The sequence below is a fragment of the Bradyrhizobium campsiandrae genome (genome assembly GCF_014529705.1).
Taxonomy (GTDB): Bacteria; Pseudomonadota; Alphaproteobacteria; order Rhizobiales; family Xanthobacteraceae; genus Bradyrhizobium; species Bradyrhizobium campsiandrae.
In genome coordinates, this window is record NZ_JAANIH010000007.1 from 68,538 (window position 1) to 86,261 (window position 17,724).

16 protein-coding genes are annotated in these 17,724 nt (G+C 63.4%); 3 read left to right on the forward strand and 13 right to left on the reverse strand.

The genetic code is table 11. The features are described 5' to 3' along the window. Positions 1-44: 44 nt before the first annotated feature. The 7 genes from paaX to G8O24_RS07130 all read right to left on the reverse strand — a co-directional run bounded on the left by paaX (position 45) and on the right by G8O24_RS07130 (position 6,282). The gene (gene paaX, locus G8O24_RS07100; RefSeq protein ID WP_188097816.1) at positions 45-911 is read right to left on the reverse strand and encodes a phenylacetic acid degradation operon negative regulatory protein PaaX; all 867 of its coding nucleotides are present in this window, start codon (positions 909-911) and stop codon (positions 45-47) included. 200 nt (positions 912-1,111) lie between these two features. Further along, positions 1,112-1,882: an esterase/lipase family protein gene (locus tag G8O24_RS07105; protein WP_188097818.1), complete on the reverse strand. Its 771-nt coding sequence runs from the start codon at positions 1,880-1,882 to the stop codon at positions 1,112-1,114. A 201-nt stretch (positions 1,883-2,083) separates the two neighbouring features. Then, entirely contained in the window at positions 2,084-3,370 is a 1,287-nt protein-coding gene (locus tag G8O24_RS07110; protein WP_188097820.1) for a DUF445 domain-containing protein, read from the reverse strand. A gap of 181 nt (positions 3,371-3,551) precedes the next feature. Beyond that, complete coding sequence (locus G8O24_RS07115) at positions 3,552-4,007, reverse strand: phasin (protein WP_188097821.1); 456 nt, start codon at positions 4,005-4,007, stop codon at positions 3,552-3,554. A 225-nt stretch (positions 4,008-4,232) separates the two neighbouring features. Then, a complete protein-coding gene (locus G8O24_RS07120; protein ID WP_188097823.1) occupies positions 4,233-4,826 on the reverse strand; it encodes a GNAT family N-acetyltransferase in 594 nt (197 codons plus the stop codon). Beyond that, positions 4,823-5,905, reverse strand: a complete 1,083-nt coding sequence (locus tag G8O24_RS07125) for a PHA/PHB synthase family protein (protein WP_188097825.1) — start codon at positions 5,903-5,905, stop codon at positions 4,823-4,825. The genes G8O24_RS07120 and G8O24_RS07125 overlap by 4 nt, the downstream gene beginning before the upstream one ends. Continuing rightward, positions 5,902-6,282: a hypothetical protein gene (locus G8O24_RS07130; RefSeq protein ID WP_188097827.1), complete on the reverse strand. Its 381-nt coding sequence runs from the start codon at positions 6,280-6,282 to the stop codon at positions 5,902-5,904. Before G8O24_RS07130 ends, G8O24_RS07125 begins: the two co-directional genes overlap by 4 nt. 152 nt (positions 6,283-6,434) lie before the next feature. Here G8O24_RS07130 and G8O24_RS07135 point away from each other — a divergent pair, with 152 nt between their 5' ends. After that, positions 6,435-7,349, forward strand: coding sequence for an alpha/beta fold hydrolase (locus G8O24_RS07135; protein WP_188097828.1), 915 nt, complete (start codon positions 6,435-6,437; stop codon positions 7,347-7,349). 122 nt (positions 7,350-7,471) lie between these two features. Then, positions 7,472-7,936, forward strand: coding sequence for a nuclear transport factor 2 family protein (locus G8O24_RS07140; RefSeq protein WP_188097830.1), 465 nt, complete (start codon positions 7,472-7,474; stop codon positions 7,934-7,936). On the opposite strand, the gene G8O24_RS07145 is transcribed toward G8O24_RS07140, so the two are convergent. From G8O24_RS07145 to G8O24_RS07170, 6 genes are all read right to left on the reverse strand, one after another. After that, positions 7,933-8,607, reverse strand: a complete 675-nt coding sequence (locus tag G8O24_RS07145) for a spermidine synthase family protein (protein WP_188097832.1) — start codon at positions 8,605-8,607, stop codon at positions 7,933-7,935. The two genes, G8O24_RS07140 and G8O24_RS07145, sit on opposite strands and share 4 nt — an antisense overlap. 30 nt (positions 8,608-8,637) lie before the next feature. Beyond that, positions 8,638-11,874, reverse strand: a complete 3,237-nt coding sequence (locus tag G8O24_RS07150) for a bifunctional cytochrome P450/NADPH--P450 reductase (protein WP_188097834.1) — start codon at positions 11,872-11,874, stop codon at positions 8,638-8,640. A gap of 118 nt (positions 11,875-11,992) precedes the next feature. Continuing rightward, positions 11,993-12,988: an alpha/beta fold hydrolase gene (locus tag G8O24_RS07155; protein WP_188097836.1), complete on the reverse strand. Its 996-nt coding sequence runs from the start codon at positions 12,986-12,988 to the stop codon at positions 11,993-11,995. A gap of 21 nt (positions 12,989-13,009) precedes the next feature. Next, complete coding sequence (locus G8O24_RS07160) at positions 13,010-14,560, reverse strand: wax ester/triacylglycerol synthase family O-acyltransferase (RefSeq protein ID WP_188097838.1); 1,551 nt, start codon at positions 14,558-14,560, stop codon at positions 13,010-13,012. Positions 14,561-14,609: 49 nt separating this feature from the next. Further along, the gene (locus G8O24_RS07165; RefSeq protein ID WP_188097840.1) at positions 14,610-15,410 is read right to left on the reverse strand and encodes an esterase/lipase family protein; all 801 of its coding nucleotides are present in this window, start codon (positions 15,408-15,410) and stop codon (positions 14,610-14,612) included. Then, positions 15,410-15,667, reverse strand: a complete 258-nt coding sequence (locus G8O24_RS07170) for a DUF6489 family protein (RefSeq protein WP_188097842.1) — start codon at positions 15,665-15,667, stop codon at positions 15,410-15,412. Before G8O24_RS07170 ends, G8O24_RS07165 begins: the two co-directional genes overlap by 1 nt. Before the next feature lie 385 nt (positions 15,668-16,052). Here G8O24_RS07170 and G8O24_RS07175 point away from each other — a divergent pair, with 385 nt between their 5' ends. Then, positions 16,053-17,651 carry an ABC transporter substrate-binding protein gene (locus G8O24_RS07175; RefSeq protein ID WP_188097844.1) on the forward strand — a complete coding sequence of 533 codons (1,599 nt, stop codon included), beginning with the start codon at positions 16,053-16,055 and terminating at the stop codon, positions 17,649-17,651. Positions 17,652-17,724 lie beyond the last annotated feature (73 nt).

The window sequence follows — 17,724 nt, forward strand, 5'->3', positions numbered from 1 at the left end:
ATGACAAAAATCACGTCATGCAAGATATTTCTGTAACATATGGATCAGACCCCAAATCTCCTTTCCAGGAGCTTGCGAGCCGGCGGCAGCGGTCCCTTCTCATTGGTTCCATGGCCATCAAGCCATTGTTCTGACGGAGCAAGCAGCGCGCGATAGATCTCGCCGCAAACCTCTCGCGCCGCCCTGCCCGGCCAATCCGCCGGCAGCAGGCTTTCGGGCAGCAGCGGATCGCGCAGCACGACACGGCGGTAATAGTGGATCAGCAGGATGCGCGCCGTGAAGGCGTCGGCCTCGGACAGGATTGTGCCGCGCGCGAGCGCGGCGCGCAGCGGCTCGAAGGTCTTCATGAATTTCAGATAGGCGTCCGCGGTGCGCTCCAGCGGCCAGCTCGCGCTAAGCAGGCGGCGCCCGCTGTCATCCTCGGCCGATACCTCGAGGCGTATCGCGCCCGCAGCCTCCTCCGGCACTGGCACACCCGATGGCGCGACCCACACGCCCGGCAGCGGGCTGCCGAAGCCGGCATTGCGTAGCGCCTCGCGCGAGGCGTCACGGTCCTCGCCATTACCGATCAGCAACAGCTCGAAGCGGCCGGTCCAGTCGGAGGGCGGCGGATCATAGATGTGGCGGGTCGCGGCCTCGAATGTTTCGCGCCCCTTCTCGGCAAGGCGGTAAAAACTGTTGCGGCCGACCTTCTCGCGCGTCAGCCAGCCATCGGCAGCAAGCCGCGACATTGCCGTGCGCACCACGCTGCCATCGATGTCGAGGCCCTCGAAGAACGCCAGCAGCGTGCCGAGCCACACCGAACCGCCGCGCGGCACGATGGCGTCGCCGAACATGGTGATGACGATGGAGCCCGTGCGTGACGGCTCACGCTTGAGCTGGTCGATGATGCGAGAGAGCGGATGCGCCATGCGGCAGGCTTAGCGCGTTTGGGGCGGGCGCGACAATGGACGGGAGCGACGCTTTCTGTTCTCCCTCTCCCGCTTGCGGGAGAGGGTTGGGGAGAGGGTGTCTCCGCAACGGGACAATCCCCTTGAGGAAAGAACCCTCACCCGCCACGCTCTGCGAGCGTGTCGGCCTCTCCCGCAAGCGGGAGAGGCGAAGAAAAAGATCACCTGTGAGGATCAGGATACGCCACGCTCCGCCAGCCTGAGCGGTCGAAGGGACGCCATTGGCCTTCCTTCTGCGCGAGGCGATCGGCAACCGCATAGACGACGGCGGGGTGATGGCCCATGCCGCAATGGCTGCTCTCGACCTCGATGCTCTCGGTCTGCGCACCCGCCTTTTCCATGCACCCCTGCCAGGCGCAGACGCCGTCGGTGCGGCTGAAGATGGCGGTGGTCGGCACCGGCGGCGGGAGCGCGAGCTCGCCGCCGAACTGCGGGTCAACCTCATCAGACTTCCGCCCGCTCGCCCATTCGTAGACGCGCCAGGCATTGGTCGAGCGGGGATGGCCGGCGAAGGGGCTGCCGAGCGTGATCACCTGGCGCACGCGGTCGGGCATCATCTTGGCAAGCTGGCGCGCATAGAGGCCACCGAGGCTCCAGCCGACCAGGCTGATCTTGCGACCATGCTTGTCGTTGAGCTCCGCGACCAGATCGACCATCGCATGCTGCACGCCCTCGCGCAGGCCGTAATTGCGGCCCTGGCGCCAGCCGCTCACGGCGTAGCCCTTGGCAGCCAGGAAGGTGCGCAGCGCGCGCGTGGACTCGTCGGACGCGACGAGACCCGGCAGCACCAGCACCGGATGCCCGTCGCCGCGCGGCGCAAGGCTCAGCAGCGGCAGCGCGCCGAGGAATGCGCCGAACTCGTGGATGGCGCGCCCTTCCAGAAACATCAGGGTACGGGACGGCGGACGCAGCGTCTGGGCGGTGGCGGTCATCAATGGATCCCCTTGGGAAGAATTCCTGAAGAGCCCTTGGCCGCGATGGCGGCAATGGGCATGAATTCCAATACGCCGGCTTCTCGATCGTTCCGCAACGCAACATGAATCAGCTAGGCGGCCGGTTCCGCACATTCAAGCGGGAGAGACGTAAGGCCACAATAGGCCCGCACGTTAATGCTAACGGTCGTGACGCAAAAGTCACAGCAATCGAAGCAGGAATTCTACGGAGTAGAGCGCCAATCCCGCGAGGCCGCCGATCAGCGAGCCGTTGAAGCGGATGTATTGCAGGTCGCGGCCGATGTTGATTTCGATCAGCGAAATCAGCTGCGTCATATTCCACGCCTTGACCTGGTCGGAGATGAAGGTCGACACGCCGCTCTTCTGGTCGGCGACGAAGCTGCGCAGCACCGTGACGAGGCCCTTGTTGATCTCACCGCGGAGCTCGGCATCGCCGGCGAGCGCGTCGCCGGCCGAAACGAACATGCCGGCGAGATGATGTTGCAGCACCTGCGTCTCGCCGGACGCGCTGCGCTCGATGAAGGTGCGCGTGTTGGCCCAGACGGTGCGGGCGAGATCGGCAAGCTCGGGCCGCGCGAGCAGATCGCGTTTCAATCCGTCGATGCGGTCGACATAGGCCTGGTCGGTGCCGAGCCGGTCGACGAAGCTCAGCACCATGCGATCGAATTCGCCGCGGAACGGATGCTTGGGATCGCTGCGCACTTCATTGAAGAAAGCGGTGGCGGATGCCACGATCTTGTTCACCAGAAACTTGTCGGCACGATAGAGATTGAGCAGGGTCGGCAACTCCGCGCGCACCTTCTCGCGGATCATCGCCATCGTCTCCTTCTGGTTCAACGTCTCGTGCATCACCCGCAGGAGGTCATCGAACAGGATCTGGTGCCGCCCCTCCGCCACGAAGCCGCGCAGCGTGCCGGCCGCAAGCGGCGCGAGGTCGATCGCCTGGAGCTGCGAGGACATGCGGCGGATGATGAAAGTCATCAAGCCGGAGCTTTCGGTCGCAGAGACCGCCTCAGGCAGCAAACGGAGTGCGAAGCGCGCAAGGTCATCGCTGCGCTTGCGGTCGCGCAGCCAGTCGGCAACGAAGGAGCCGAAATCGATCTCGTTCAGCTTGGCTTCAACCGGGCCGGCCTCGAGGAAGTGCACCTGGATGAACTCGCCGAGCTTGTCGGCGATGCGGGCCTGGTTGCTCTGGATGATCGCGGTGTGTGGGATCGGCAGGCCGAGCGGCCGCTTGAACAGTGCGACCACGGCGTACCAGTCGGCGATGCCGCCGATGGTCGCGGCTTCCGCGAAGGCAGCGATGAAGCCGAACACGGGATGCACGGGAAGCAGCCATTTCGCGACGACGAACAAAGCGAGGGCCGAGGCCAGCACCAACGTCGCCAGCGCCTTGACGCGGCGCAGCTCGGCCGCCCGTTCGGCGTCGCTGGGGGAATCGAAGGAGAAGGTCGGGGATGAGTCCATATCTGCATCACAGTACTCGTCATTGCGAGCGAAGCGAAGCAATCCAGAGTCTTTCCGGAGAAAGACTCTGGATTGCTTCATCGCAAGAGCTCCTCGCCGTGACGGCGGATGATGACGGCAGCGCAAAACAAAAGGCCCGCCGAAGCGGGCCTCAAATTTCAGTTGGTCTCAAAACGCCAGATCAGGCGGTCTTGTTGTAGACCTTGGCAAAGTTGTCCTGAGCGGACTTGGCACCGTTGGCAGCGAGCTTGCCGAGATAGTCGGCGGTCGCCTTGGCGCGCGAGACGAACGCTTCGCCGCGGGCGCGGAGCAGGCTCGACTGGATCTCGACGGCTTCGCTGACCGACTTGGCGGACGCGAGCTTGTCGATGCCCGAGAAGAACGCCTCGGCGTCCTCGTAGATCGCCTGCTGGATGTTGCGGCTGATCTTGCCGGCTTCAGTGACGGACTCGGTCACCGCGTTCTCGACGGCGGCGGTCACGCGCTCGGAGCCAGCGAACACCTCGGCAGCACGGTCCTTGGCGGTGTTGGCAGTCTTCTTGACGAATTCGCGGGCGGCCTCGGGAACTTCCAGGTTCTGGATGTTCTTGAAAGCGTCTTTGAAGCCCTCGAAGGGGGTATTGGTTTCGGTGGTCATGGGGTTCTCTCCATCCTCATTGGGTTGAGCTATGGGCTCACCCCGTCCGCGATGGCCCGGGGCAGAACTTATATGGCATAGTTAATTGTGCGATGCAATAATCATGTTGCATTGCGATATCACGAATTCGTGATCAGCCTTATCCAGAGGCATTCTGATGCCTCCTTAGCCCTTCCGCCTACTGTGCATGGGGTTGATTTCAAGTTTTGGTCGCCGGGCAGCGTCTCAGTGCTGGACGGCGCCCGGCAAGCCATAGGCCTCCATCTGGGCCTGGACCTGCGCGATGTTGTGGCCGAGCACGACGATGTCGTGGGTGTTGCCGTCGACATCCCGGACATGGTCCCGCAGCAGCGCCTCGGCCTTGAAGCCGAGGCTCTCGAACAGCGCGATCGCCGCCTGCTGGTCGACCGTCATCTGGACGGAGAGCTTCTCCAGCCCCGTCCCGAGCGCGAGCGCGAAGGTCTCCTGCGACAACGCCTTCCCAACCCCCTTCCCGCGGACGTCCTGCGACACCACCATGCGGATCTCGCCGACATGCGGGGACCAGGAATGCGGATCGCGCACCAGCGTGCCGCACCCGACCACCTTGCCGCCCTTCACCGCGAGCAGGCTCTGGATCGCCCCGCGCTCGATCTCCTTGACCCAGGCGGACAGCACCTTCGGCGCGCTGATGTTGCGCGGCAGGAACAACAGGTCATGGGTCGGCAGGCCTTGGCCAAACGCGAGCACCGCGGCTTCGTCCGCAGGCGACATCAGGCGGATCTCGATGTCACCGGCCTCGGTCCTGGCGTGACGCGGATAGGAACGCTGCTCGCTCATGTCGATCTTGTCCCCAGCCAGGAATCCAGTTTCGGCCACAGCCGCTTCACCGCGTTGGCGCCGGCGACGAGCGAGACGTGACCGCCTTTCAGCATCACCTCTTCCTTGTCGTCGGATCCGATCTTGGCGACCAGGTGCTTTGCGGCGTCATAGGGCACGATGTGGTCGTGCTCGGCGACCGCGTGCAGGATCGGCACCTTGATGTTCTCGAGCTTCGCCGACCGCCCACCGACCGACATGGTGTCGTTATAGAGCTTGTTGTCCCACATCAGGTCCTTGGTGATACCGCGGAAATATTCGCCGGCCAGCGGCAGCGTGTCGGTCGCCCAGCGGTCGAACATCCGGTAGGACTTCACGAACTCGTCGTTCCAGATGTTCTCCCAGAGCTGGATCTGGCTCGCCGCGCGCGAGGCCGGTCGCAGCATCTCGAACGAGGACAGGATCATCTCCGGCGGCACGTTGCCGACGCTGTCGACGAGCCGGTCGACGTCGAAATAGCGCCGGTCGGAGAAATTCGAGAACAGCTTCATCTCGCGGAAGTCGATCGGCGTGGTGAAGCAGATCAGATTCTTCATCGGCCCGTCCGGGAAGATCGAGCCGTAGAGCAGCGACAGCACCCCGCCGAAGCAATAGCCGATGACGGAGACGTCCTGCTCGCCGGAATCGGCCTGGACGCGGCGGACACAATCCGGGATGAAGTCGAGGACATAGTCCTCCATCCGCAGGCTCTTCTCCTCCGGCCGCGGCGCGCTCCAGTCGAGCATGTAGACGTCGTAGCCGCGCCGTAGCAGGAATTCGATGAAGCTCTGCCCGGGCACGAGGTCGAGGATGTAGCCCCGATTGGTGGTCGCCATGACGATCAGCACCGGCACGCGGTAGATCTCGTCCGACATCGGCCGGTAATGGTAGAGACTCATCGTGCCGCGCGAATGCAGCACGTCTTTGGGCGTCGATCCCAAAGTCGGCCCCGATGTCGAGAAATACTCGACCCCCTTGATGCTGCGCTGGATCGCCCGCTGCACCTCGGCCTGGATTCGCTCGGGGATCGCCGCAAGATCAAGTCCCGCCGGCGCGTTCATTTCGACTCTCCGCCTTCGGACGGCGGGCGTTTGGTGCGCGGCGGCCGCGGTGCGGCATCGGCGGGCGATCCCGCGGAATTGGCCGACATCTGGCTCAGCATCGACTTGATCTCGCCGAGTTGTCCCTCGATCGACTGCAGCCGCTCGGCGATGCCGGTCATTTGCTCGCGGCTCGGCAAATTCATGGAGAGCAGATACTTCTCCATGAGATCGCCGAACTGCTTCTGCGCACCTGCAGCAACCCCGCCGGCGCGGTTCATGGCCTGCGAGAATTCGGGCGTCTCCATGGCCTTGGTGGCGAAGGAGTTGAACCCCTTCTCCATCTCGCCAACCATCTTCTGCCACAAGGCGACCGGATCGTTGATCTTGTCGGTCATCAGCGTCCTCCCGATGTGGAGGGCTTGTGCCCCTCTTTTTCTGTCATACCACACCGTTGTGGCCCGCCGGTCAACCGGTGTCGCACGCGGCTTCTTCGCGGAACAAAACCGTGCGATACAGCGAACACCAGGGACTACGAGGGAACGCGCCCGTGAATGCCCATCAGCCGCCCCAGACCGTCCGAGCCAACGGCATCGACATCTGCTACGAGATTTTCGGCAACGACAACGCCGAGCCGCTTCTGCTGATCATGGGGCTCGGAGCGCAGATGATCCATTGGGACGATGCGTTCTGCGAGCAGCTCGCTGCCCGCGGCTTTCGCGTGATCCGCTTCGACAATCGCGACATCGGCAAGTCGAGCCATCTCACCGGTGGCAAGCGCCTGTCCCCGCTCGAACTGATGAAGCTGCGCTTCCTCGGAATTCCGGTAGCCGCCCCCTACAAGTTGATCGACATGGCCAGGGACACGACAGGCCTGATGGACGCGCTCGGCATCAGGTCGGCGCATCTGGTCGGCGCCTCCATGGGCGGGATGATTGCGCAGGAGGTGACGCTGTCATTCCCACAGCGGGTACGCTCGCTGACCTCGATCATGTCGACGACAGGCAATCCGCGCGTGCCGCCGCCGACGCGGGAAGCCGCCGCGATGCTGATGGCGCCACCGCCTCGCACCAAGGAGGAGTTCATCACCCGCTTCGGCCAGACCTGGAAGATCTTGCGGGCCGGGTCGTTTCCGGAAGAAGAGGCGCTCGATCCCGGCCGTGCCGAACGCGTCTTTGCCCGCGGGCTCAATCCGGCCGGCGTCGGCCGGCAGCTCCGCGCGGTGCTTGCCTCCGGCAGTCGCAAGGCACGGCTGCATAACGTCACGACGCCGACGCTGGTTATTCACGGCACGGTCGATCCGCTGGTGCGTCCCGAGGGCGGCAAGGACACGGCAGAGTCAATTCCTGGCGCGAAGCTGTTGATGATCGAAGGGATGGGCCACGCGTTGCCGATGCGCTTCTGGCCCGAGATCATCGGCGCCATCGACAAGCACGCGCATGGCGCGGCGGCGAAGGCGGCATAGACCGACGGTCTCCTATCGGTGACTACGTAAGCTGCCGGTTACTCTCTTAACGCGGGCCGACGCGAGAGCTATAGAAGATTTGCTCATTTGCAACACCGAGGCTGCGGCCTCTCGGAGCTCACATGCCTCTCATCATCCGCTCGGTGACAATGGTCGCCGCTTCAGTTCTCATGCTGTCGCTCGTAGGTGGCGCCGCGATGGCCGGTAGCGCCCAGGAAGAAGCGAACCGCAAGGCCGTGCTTGCCTTCTACGACAAGGCTCTCAATCAGAAGGACGCAGATGGCGCGCTCGCCTATGTCGGCGACCGCTACACCCAGCACAACCCGAATGCGGCCGATGGACCTGAGGGCTTCCGGAAGTTCATCGGCTTCCTGCGCGAGAAGTTTCCGAACTCGCACAGCGAGATCAAACGCTCGTTCGTGGATGGCGACTACGTCATCCTTCACGTCAACGCGATTCGCGAACCCGGCACCAAGGGCAACGCCATCGTCGACATCTTCAAGCTCGAGAGCGGCAAGATCGTCGAGCATTGGGATGTGGTTCAGCCGATCCCGGACAATCCTGCGAACAACAACACGATGTTCTAGCTTTTCTTCGCGATCCAGATCACGTGGCGCGCGCCGCCGCCCCTGCCAGTGGCGCGCACATTGACCTCGTTGACGTCGAAGCCGGCACGGCCCAGGCGCTTGGTGAAGGCGGGGTTGGGTCCCGACGACCAGACGGCGAGCACGCCACCCCGCCGCAGCGCCGCCTTCGCGGCCGCCAATCCGCTCGCACTGTAGAGCGCATCATTGCTTTTTCGCGTGAGCCCTTCCGGCCCGTTGTCGACATCGAGCAGGATGGCGTCGAAGGCCGAGCTCTTCGCCCGGATGATTTCGCCGACATCGGTCTCCCGGATGCTCACCCTGGCCTCATCGAGACTGTCGCCGAAGACTTCCGCCATCGGTCCCCGCGCCCAGGTGACAACCGCCGGCACCAGTTCCGAGACCACGATCTTCGCCTTGGCTCCGAGCACGGCAAGCGCCGCACGCAGCGTAAAGCCCATGCCAAGGCCGCCGATGAGGACGACCGGTTTCTCGACCGTCTCGATCTGCTTGGCGGCGAGCGTTGCCAGGGCCGCTTCCGAACCCGACAGGCGGTTGTTCATCAGCTCGTTGGTGCCGAGCTTGATGGAGAACTCCTTGCCTCGCCGCATGAGGCGGAGTTCCTCGTCAGAGCCGGGGATTTTGGCGGTGTCGATTTTTTCCCAGGGAATCATGCCTGACGTTTAGCACGATTGGGCTGGCGGTCACCCGCCGGCCCAGACGTCCAGCACGTAGCGGTTCTTCGTGCCCATGTCTTCGATCCAGCGGGCGCCTGCGGCCGCATCGCCGCCGCTCTTCTCTCGGTAGATCGCAACCAGCGCTGCCTTCACGTCGGGCTCCATCCTGCTGCCGTCGCCGCAGACGTAAATGATTGCCCCCTGCTCGATCAGCGGCCAGACCTCGTCCTTCTGCGCCGCGAGGACGTGCTGGACATAGGTCTTTGGCCCATCCGCCCGCGAGAAGGCGGTGAAGAGCTCGGTGATGCCGCCTGCGGCAAGCGCCTTTAGCTCCTCCGCATAGAGAAAATCCTGATCGGGATGGCGGCAGCCGAAGAACAGCATGGCCGGCCCGAGCCGGGCGCCCTTCGCCTTGCGCGCCGCGCGCTCCTGGAGGAAGCCGCGAAACGGCGCGAGCCCCGTCCCCGGGCCGATCATGATGACAGGCACGGAGGGATCATCCGGCAGCCGGAAGCCGGCCTTGGTCTCGCGCACCGTGGCGTAGACCACGTCGCCCGCGCGCCTGTTGGCCAGATAATTCGAGCAGATGCCTTTGTATGTGCCGCGCCCGGAGGCGGCGGGCCCCTCGACCACGCCCACAGTGATGCTGCAACGCGCCGCATCCGCCGACGGCGAAGACGAGATCGAGTAATAGCGCGGCGCCAGCAGCGAGAGCATTTCCAGGTAAGCGTGAAACGGCAGCTCGCAGGCCGGATATTCGAGCAGCAAATCGAACACCGATTTACGCTTGGCCAGAATCTCGCTGCGATAGCGCTCCAGCGTTTCAGGCTCCTCGCCGACGAAAGCAAGCAGCTTCGGCTTGGTAACCGGGCAGCGGGTGTGCTCGGCCATGATCTGGATCTGCTTGCGCGTCGCTACCTGCTGCAGCTCGACGAATTCGCTGAGCAGGCGGCCGACCGAAACGGCATCGCCGACCGGCAATTGCGCACGGCGACCTTCGGCGACCCGAAGCCTGATCTGATCGGCCGGCAGGAAGCCGAAGCGGCGAGCGACGGAATCCACCAGCGTCGGATCGTTGCGCGGAACGATGCTCAAATGATCGCCGACGCGATAGGTGATGTTGGCCGGTAGCTGCACCTCGATATGGCGTGTCGATCGCTCCGACGGATTTGCGCCCGACCTGTTCTGCAGTTCGTCATTGACCAGCACCTTCATAGCCACCGCACCGCCCTGGGCAACGATGGTGTTGACGGCGGTCACCGCGACTGGCTCAATCGCGTAGAGCGGATCGTCTTCCGCGGTGCGGGTGAAATTCCAGTCGATGCCGAATTCCTTGGTCGCAACCTGCGCCGCGGCCGGAAACCATTTCTGGAACTGGCCGTCGAGATCGCTGCGCGCATCGCCCTCGCCGCGCGGATAGACCGCGCGGGCGCCATGCTTCGAGAGCTGCTCATCGATGAAGCGCGGCACTGATTGGTAAGTCGCGGCCCAATCGCTGTTGCCGCAGCCAAACACAGCATAACGGACGTTGGCAAAGGCGTCCTTCGTCAGATCCTCGCCGAGCCATTTGACGAATTGCGATGCATTGTCGGGCGGTGCGCCGTTGTAGGAGGCGCAGATGATCAGCACGCCACCCTGTTGCGGCAGCTTTCCGACGTAGTCGTCGAGGGGCCCGAGCTGCACGGCAAAGCCGTTGATCTCGGCGAGGTCCGCCATGCGCGTCGCGAGCTCCTCGGCGGTGCCGAGATTGGAGCCATAGAGCACCAACATTGGCGTGTTGTGGCCGGGCCTCGTGGTCGGCTGACGCGGCGCTCGCGGCGTCGAAGCCGCCGCCGCGACAGGGCCGCCATAGGCGCCGCGCTCGCGATCGGCGCGCGGACGCACCTTGATCTTGAAGCCTTCCGGCTTCATCGTCAGCGTTTCCTTCAGATGCATCTGATAGCGCTGGTGGTCGATCAGCTTGAAGCGCTGGAGGATCATGCCGAGCGCGAGCGCGGCCTCGTGCATGGCGAAGCCGCGACCGATGCAGGCGCGCTGGCCGTTGCCAAATGGCTTCCAGGCATTGATCGGCCGTTTGGCCTCGGCTTCCTTGCTGAAGTTCTCGGGATCGAAGGCATCGGGCTTCGGTCCCCAGACGCTGGAGTCGCGATGCAGCGCCGTCACCAGAATGGTGATGAACGTGCCTTTCCTGAGCTTGTACTTGCCGCCGCCGATAGTCTCGTCGTTGAGGGGCGAGATGCCGTAGGCCGGCGCCGGCGGCCACAGCCGCAGCGCCTCCTTCAGGATCTGCGTGATGTAAGTGAGCTGCGTGACCTGCTGGTAGGTCGGCTTCGCATTGACATCGGGGCCGAAGACACGGTCGACCTCGTCATAGGCTTTCTTAAGGATGTCCGGATGCTTCAGCAGCGCATAGAGCGTGTAGGACAACAGGCCGCTGGTGGTCTCGTGGCCCGCGATCAGGAAGGTGTTGATCTGGTAGCGAATGTTGACGTCGTCGAGCTGCTCGCCGGTCGAGCGGTCGATGCCCGTCATCATCGCGGCCAGCATGTCCTTCTTGTCGTCAATGCCTTCCGCGCTCTTGCGGCGCTCGGCGATGATCTCGTCGACCATCTTGTTCATGAAGGCGACGTCTTCGCCGAGCGTCTTGCGGCGTTTCTGCATCCAGAGCTGCTCGAACGGTAGCCCGCGCGTCATCATGATGGTTTCGAGCGAGCGCACCAGCGACTCGACGAAGGGATGATAGTCACGCCGGTAGAAGGAATTGAAGCGATAGTCGAAGCCGCACAGACCGATCGTGTCCAGTGTCAATGCCGTCATGTCGTGGACGACGTCGATCTCGTCGTCGGCGTTCAGACGCTCCCATTTGTGGACCAGTTGCTCGGCGATATCGACCATGCTGGGGTGGTAGGACTGCATGGCCCGATTGCCGAAAGGCTGAAGCAGGATGTTGTGCGCCTTGCTCCAGTTCGGCTCCTTGGTATCCGCCGTGAACAGTCCATCGCCGCCGACCGCGCGCACGCGCCGGAGCGCACCGCGGACCGTCTTGTCGAAGCGTCTTTCATCCGAGAGCTCGTCGACGAGATCATGGCCGGACACGACGACGATCGGCGAGCCCATCATGTCGAGCCAGAAGATGGGACCGAGCTCCTTGGCCAGCCGCGTCAAATGCTGCACCGGCGCGGCCGAATCCAGCGAGAGCATGTTGCCGACCACCGGCTTGGTCGGCGGCTGCGGAATCGGGTCCAGACGGTTCTTCGATGACATTAAAAGCGTTTCCCCCTGCCTCGATCGTCGACGTCGTCATTGCGAGGAGCGTAGCGACGAAGCAATCCAGACCGTCTCCACGGATCCATTCCTGGATTGCTTCGCTCGCAATGACGGATTAGCCAAACCGCCTTCTACGCCATTCGATCAAGATGGCGCTGACTTCTTCCGGTTTCTCCTGCTGCGTCCAATGGCCGCTGTCCTTCACCAGGTACTTCTCGAGATCCGCCACCAGTCTCTCCATGCCGTCGGCCGCCGAGGGCGGCAGCACGGCATCGTTCTCGGCCATGATCATCAGCGACGGCACGGTGATATGGTGGTCCAGACCTTTCGAGCGCTCCCAATTGCGGGTGAAATTGCGATACCAGTTGATGCCGCCGGTGAAGCCGGTCTTCGTAAACGTGTCGACGAACACCTTCTTCTCGTCGGCCGACAGGATCGGAGTGCGTGGATCGACCTTGGCATCATAGGCCGCGATCATCTGCGGAAATGCCAGATTCGTCTTTGACGAGGCGCCAACGCCGGCGATCGGGGGCTCTGCTGATTTCTCCGCCGGGCGCGGCAGCGGCTTGCGCATGAAGGCGTCAAAGGTCTGCTCGACGCGACTGCCGAAAATCCTGTCGGGCTCGCGCGCGGGATCCTGGAACTGGACGATGTACATCTCGTCGCCGAAGCGCTGGCGGAATAGCGCGATCGGATCCATCGGCGCGCGGTCCCAATGCGGCGTGTTGACACCGACGACGCCGGCAACGCGTGAAGAATGCCGCAACGGCATCTGCCAGACGACAAAGCCACCCCAGTCATGGCCGACGAAGATCGCCTTCTCAATGTGGAGATGATCAAGCAGCCCGACGAGATCGCCGGTCAAATGCTCCATGTCATAGGCTTCAACCGGCTCCGGCCGATCGGTTGCGCCATAGCCGCGCTGGTCGGGCGCGATCACGCGGATGCCGGCCTCGCTCAGCGCCTTGATCTGATGGCGCCAGGAGAAGGCGAGCTCGGGCCAGCCATGACACAGCACCACCGGAGGCTTGTCCGTGATGGGGCCCGCCTCGTAATAGCCCATGCGGATTCCGTTCGTCTGTGCGAACCTCAGCGGCGGCATCTCGATCATTGTGATTTCCCTGGCAAGTCCTTATTCGGCCGCGCCCTTGATGTCGGCCGCGGGCGGTGTATACGCCGCCTCGAGTGCCGCAAACTCCTCCGGGAGCATGTCGCACATCACCTGCACATGCGGAATGATGTTGGCGCCGACGATGAAGCCGAAATCAAGCTGGTCGCGATAGCTCTGCACCGTGATGTTGAGCGCCTGCCCATGGGTTGAGATCGACACCGGGAAGATATGCAGCAGCTCGGCGCCCGCCGCGTAGAGAGTCTGCCGCGGTCCCGGCACGTTGGACACGGTGATATTGGCCGCCGGCGGCAGAACGTCCGAAAGATTTGAGCGGCTGTAGAGCAGTGCCAGGATTTGCACCATGATCGGTGCGCCCAACATCGAAATGTTGGAGACCTGTGGCATCAAGGCCCGCAGCGGATGCGACATCTCTTTGGATTTGGTCGACTGCGCGATGATGGCCGCGAGCCGCGCCTTGGGGTCCTCGATATTGGTCGCGATCGAGCAGATCATGCCGAACACCTGGTTGTTCGCCTCGGTGTTGCCCTCCTCGCGCAGAGAGATCGGCACGGCTGCGGTCAGAGATTTCGCCGGCAGCGTGCTGTATTGCAGAAGGTAGCGGCGGACGACGCCGGAGGCCAGCGCCAGCACGACGTCGTTGAGCTTGCCGCCGGCCTGCTTGGCCAGCGCCTTGGCGCGCGACAGCGAGATCGACACGCCGGCAAAGCTGCGCTCCGACGAGATCGTCTTGTTGAGCATGGTTGGCGGCGACACCATGCTCGCGAGGCTTTCGCGCGATTTGGGATCGGCGACCTTGCCGAGCACGTCGGACACACTCTTGATCACGGTCGGGATATTGCCGGCAAAACGCACCGCGCTCTCGATCTGATACATCGCGTTGTCGAACAGGATCGAGCCGATGTCGCTCTTGCCGGTGCGCGGCAGTTGCAGGTTCCTGGCGGCCTGCGAAGCATCCAGCGGCTGAGAGAAGAGCTGCTGATACGAATCGAGCAGGTTCGCGGCGATGTCGCGTGGCTCCTGTCCTGGCTTCGAACCAGCGGTCGGCGGATCGACCTGTCGCGGGATCGGCGAGACATCGTAGATCATGCTGGTCAAGGCTGCGCCGGCGCCGCCGTCGATCGCGGCATGGTGCATCTTGGAATAGAGCCCGACCTCATTGTCCTTCATGCCTTCGAAGACGTAGAACTCCCAGAGCGGGCGGGCGCGGTTCAACAGCTTGGCATGCATCCAGCCGACGATGCGCTCGAGCGTGGCGCGGTCACGCGGGGCCGGCAGGCTGGCGCGGAAGATGTGGCGGTCGATGTCGAACTGGTCATCCTCGACCCAAGTCGGATGATCGATGTCGAGCGGTGCCTTTTCAAGGCGCGCCTTCAGGATCGGTGCGATGTGCAGCCGCGAGACGATCATCGCCTTGAAGTCTTCGAAGAAGTCACCCTTGTAGTCGTCGGGCAGGCGAAAGATCGCCATGCTGCCGACATGCATCGGCATCTCAGGCGTTTCCAGATAGAGAAACGACGCGTCCAGCGACGACAGCTTCTTACCGTCAGCCATGGTTCCCTCCCGAAGAAAATGTGACGGGCGCCTTGGACGGCGCTTCTCGTCAGGCCGATACTGCCCGTTCCGGCGGGGCATATGCAATGGCAAACGGCCCAGCCCGGTCAAATGGACAGAACTCCCCTTCCGCTTGCGCCAGTCGGTCCGCCACGGCCCACAATGCTGCCGGATTGACGCCGAGCCCGATATGGCTTGCCAGGTGCACTTCGATGTTCTCGGCGCGGTCGGAAGGGCGCAGCAGGCAGGTCCGCCAATTCACGACGCCGTCGGTCCGCGAATAAATCGACGTGGCGGGCACCGGAAGATCGCCTGCAATCGCCTCGCGCGCTTCCGCGAAATCCTCGACCCGCTCGCCGGACAGCGCCTCGTAGAGCGCGGTCGCATTGGTCGCCCGCACATCGTTGGCAAAGGGGCTGCCGAGTGTAATGACGTAGCGAACCATGTCGGGCACCTGGAGCGCCAGATCGCGGGCATAGACGCCGCCGAGACTCCATCCCACCAGGCTGACCTTTCGCCCACTCGCGCCGTGAATTTCGGCGAGCCGGGCGCGCAGAGCTTCCCGCATCCGCCCCAATCCGCCGAGATTGCGGCCCATCCGCCAGGCATGCGCCTCATAGCCGAGATCGCCGAGATAGCGCCGTATCGGCATCATCGAAAGATCGCTGGCGAGAAAGCCCGGCAATGCCAGCACCGGATGGCCATCGCCCCTAGGCGCGCGCATCAGCAGCGGCGACAGCAGGACGCTGGCGTTGAGCTCGAACAGGCCGCGCGCCTCCGCGAGCAGCAGGCCAAGGGCCGGCGGACGAAGCCGGCCCGAGCCTGGCGCTCCGTCGCGGCTATCGGGCACTATTTCTTCTTGTCGCCGCTGCGCGGGGCGCCGAGACCGGCCATAGTGACGAACATGTCCTGAAACCGTTCCGCCAGCTTGGGATCGAAGGTGAACCAGCTCTGGATCAGCGATTCCGGCGAGACCTTGTCAATGTTGCTCAGCACCTGCTGCTGGAGCTTGTCCATCACTGCCACCTGCATCGGCGACACATCAGGCAATCCAAAGAACTGGCGGGCCTCGAGGGGGGTGCAGTCGATTTCGATATTAACTTTCATGTCCCCTCCGGATGAGATTCGAGCAGCGTCAGACAGTATCACCGCGACATGGTGTGCGACGCAAGCGACCTGAGACGTGAAGCCCGGCACCAGCCTCCGCATTCGAAGGATATGGTCAACCAAGCCGCGCCACCGCGATCGCGTTCCCCCCGGCGGTCCGTGGCCATTTCCGCGCTTATTCCCGGGCCCGGCAGGTCGAAAGTCGAATGTCGTCCGAATCCCTCCTGCGCCTAAATTGTTGGTCAGCATTGCTGCACAGCGGTGCAACTTGGCGCGTTCTTTGCTGGAATGGCGCTTGCACGGGTCGAGAACTCTGGGCAACATGGATCGGTTAGCCCCGCCGAACAATCAAAAATCACGGCGCGGGCGATGGAGAGGGTCAAGAATGTCAGTTGGACGAAGTCTGTTTGCGGCGACGCTCGCCGGTGTGCTTACGTTGGCGGTCTCGCCGGCGTCGAGCCAGACGCTGCGTTACGCCAACCAGGGTGAGCTGAAGTCGCTCGACCCCTATACGCTGAACGAGTCCACAACCAGTGCGCATCTCGGCCACGTCTACGAAGGCCTGGTTGCCCGCGACAAGGACCTGAAGATCATCCCGGCGCTCGCCGAAAGCTGGGAGATCCCGGAACCGACACGCTGGCGCTTTCACCTGCGCAAGGGCGTGAAATTCCACAACGGCGACCCCTTCACCGCGGACGATGTGGTGTTCTCGGCCGAGCGCGTGCGGGCGAAAGGCTCGAATTTCCAGAGCCGCGTTCCCGCAGACGCCAAGGTCGTCAAGATCGACGATTACACCGTCGATTTCATCCTGACCTCGCCCAATCCCATCCTGACGGCGCTGTGGGCGACCTGGTACATCATGGACAAGAAATGGGCAGAGGCGAACGATGCGGTGGCACCGACGCCCGCCGCCGCGACGACCCCGAGCTACGCCTCGCTCCACGAAAACGGCACCGGTGCCTTCACCATCGAGAGCCATCAGCCGGGCGTGAAGACCGTCTACAAGGCCAATCCGAATTGGTGGCGCAAGCCGGAGCACAATCTGAAGGAGATTGTCTTCACGCCGATCGCAAACCCGGCCACGCGTGTCGCGGCGCTTTTATCCGGCGAGGTCGACGTGATCGAGCCGGTTCCCGTCCAGGACATCGAGCGCGTCAAAGCAAGCCCCAACGCCACGGTGCTGACCGGACCCGAGCTCCGCACCATTTTCGTCGGCATGGATCAGGCGCGCGACGAGCTCCTCTATTCGAACATCAAGGGCAAGAACCCGTTCAAGGACGTTCGCGTCCGCGAAGCCGTCTACCGGGCGATCGACGTCGACCTGATCAAGAATCGCGTCATGCGCGGGCTGTCCACGCCGTCCGCTTTGATGGTGGCCCCGGAGATCTTTGCCGCGAAGGATCTCACCCGGCCGAAGTTCGACCCCGACGCCGCCAAGAAGCTTCTGGCCGACGCCGGCTATGCCGACGGTTTCGAAGTGACGATGGACTGCCCGAACGATCGCTATGTCAATGACGCCGCGATCTGCCAGGCCATCGTCGGGATGCTCGCGCGTATCAACATCAAGGTGGACCTGCTGGCGCAACCCAAGGCGCAGTATTTCGCCAAGGTGCTCAAGCCCGGCGGCTACAAGACCTCGCTGTACATGCTGGGCTGGACCCCGGATACGCTCGATTCCCAGAACGTGCTGCACGACATCATGGGCTGCCGGGACGATCCCAAGGATCCCAACCGCGGTGAGGCCAATCTCGCTGGCTATTGCAACAAGCAGTTCGACGAGCTCGCCGACAAGGTGCTGGTGGAAGCCGATGCGACCAAGCGCGACCAGTTGATCAAGCAGGCCTTCGAGATCTCGATGAAGGACTGGGCCTACGTCCCGCTGCACCAGCAGGCGCTCGCCTGGGGCGTATCGAAGAAGGTCAAACTGACCCAGCGTGCGGACAACATGGTCATGCTCTACTGGGCGACCAAGCAGGACGAGTAGGTCTCGACATCCTCTGAAGTCCCGGAAGCCATCGCTTTCAAGATCTGGCTTCCGGGACTTGCTATTTCGGGCT

Excerpts from the sequence above, each read along its gene's own strand:
- G8O24_RS07160 (WP_188097838.1), bottom strand. The coding sequence starts at position 14,560 with ATGGCTGACGGTAAGAAGCTGTCGTCGCTGGACGCGTCGTTTCTCTAT.
- G8O24_RS07125 (WP_188097825.1), bottom strand. The coding sequence starts at position 5,905 with ATGAACGCGCCGGCGGGACTTGATCTTGCGGCGATCCCCGAGCGAATC.
- G8O24_RS07105 (WP_188097818.1), bottom strand. The coding sequence starts at position 1,882 with ATGACCGCCACCGCCCAGACGCTGCGTCCGCCGTCCCGTACCCTGATG.
- paaX (WP_188097816.1), bottom strand. The coding sequence starts at position 911 with ATGGCGCATCCGCTCTCTCGCATCATCGACCAGCTCAAGCGTGAGCCG.
- G8O24_RS07150 (WP_188097834.1), bottom strand. The coding sequence starts at position 11,874 with ATGTCATCGAAGAACCGTCTGGACCCGATTCCGCAGCCGCCGACCAAG.
- G8O24_RS07130 (WP_188097827.1), bottom strand. The coding sequence starts at position 6,282 with ATGACCGACAAGATCAACGATCCGGTCGCCTTGTGGCAGAAGATGGTT.
- G8O24_RS07140 (WP_188097830.1), top strand. The coding sequence starts at position 7,472 with ATGCCTCTCATCATCCGCTCGGTGACAATGGTCGCCGCTTCAGTTCTC.
- G8O24_RS07170 (WP_188097842.1), bottom strand. The coding sequence starts at position 15,667 with ATGAAAGTTAATATCGAAATCGACTGCACCCCCCTCGAGGCCCGCCAG.
- G8O24_RS07120 (WP_188097823.1), bottom strand. The coding sequence starts at position 4,826 with ATGAGCGAGCAGCGTTCCTATCCGCGTCACGCCAGGACCGAGGCCGGT.
- G8O24_RS07175 (WP_188097844.1), top strand. The coding sequence starts at position 16,053 with ATGTCAGTTGGACGAAGTCTGTTTGCGGCGACGCTCGCCGGTGTGCTT.
- G8O24_RS07110 (WP_188097820.1), bottom strand. The coding sequence starts at position 3,370 with ATGGACTCATCCCCGACCTTCTCCTTCGATTCCCCCAGCGACGCCGAA.
- G8O24_RS07145 (WP_188097832.1), bottom strand. The coding sequence starts at position 8,607 with ATGATTCCCTGGGAAAAAATCGACACCGCCAAAATCCCCGGCTCTGAC.
- G8O24_RS07115 (WP_188097821.1), bottom strand. The coding sequence starts at position 4,007 with ATGACCACCGAAACCAATACCCCCTTCGAGGGCTTCAAAGACGCTTTC.
- G8O24_RS07155 (WP_188097836.1), bottom strand. The coding sequence starts at position 12,988 with ATGATCGAGATGCCGCCGCTGAGGTTCGCACAGACGAACGGAATCCGC.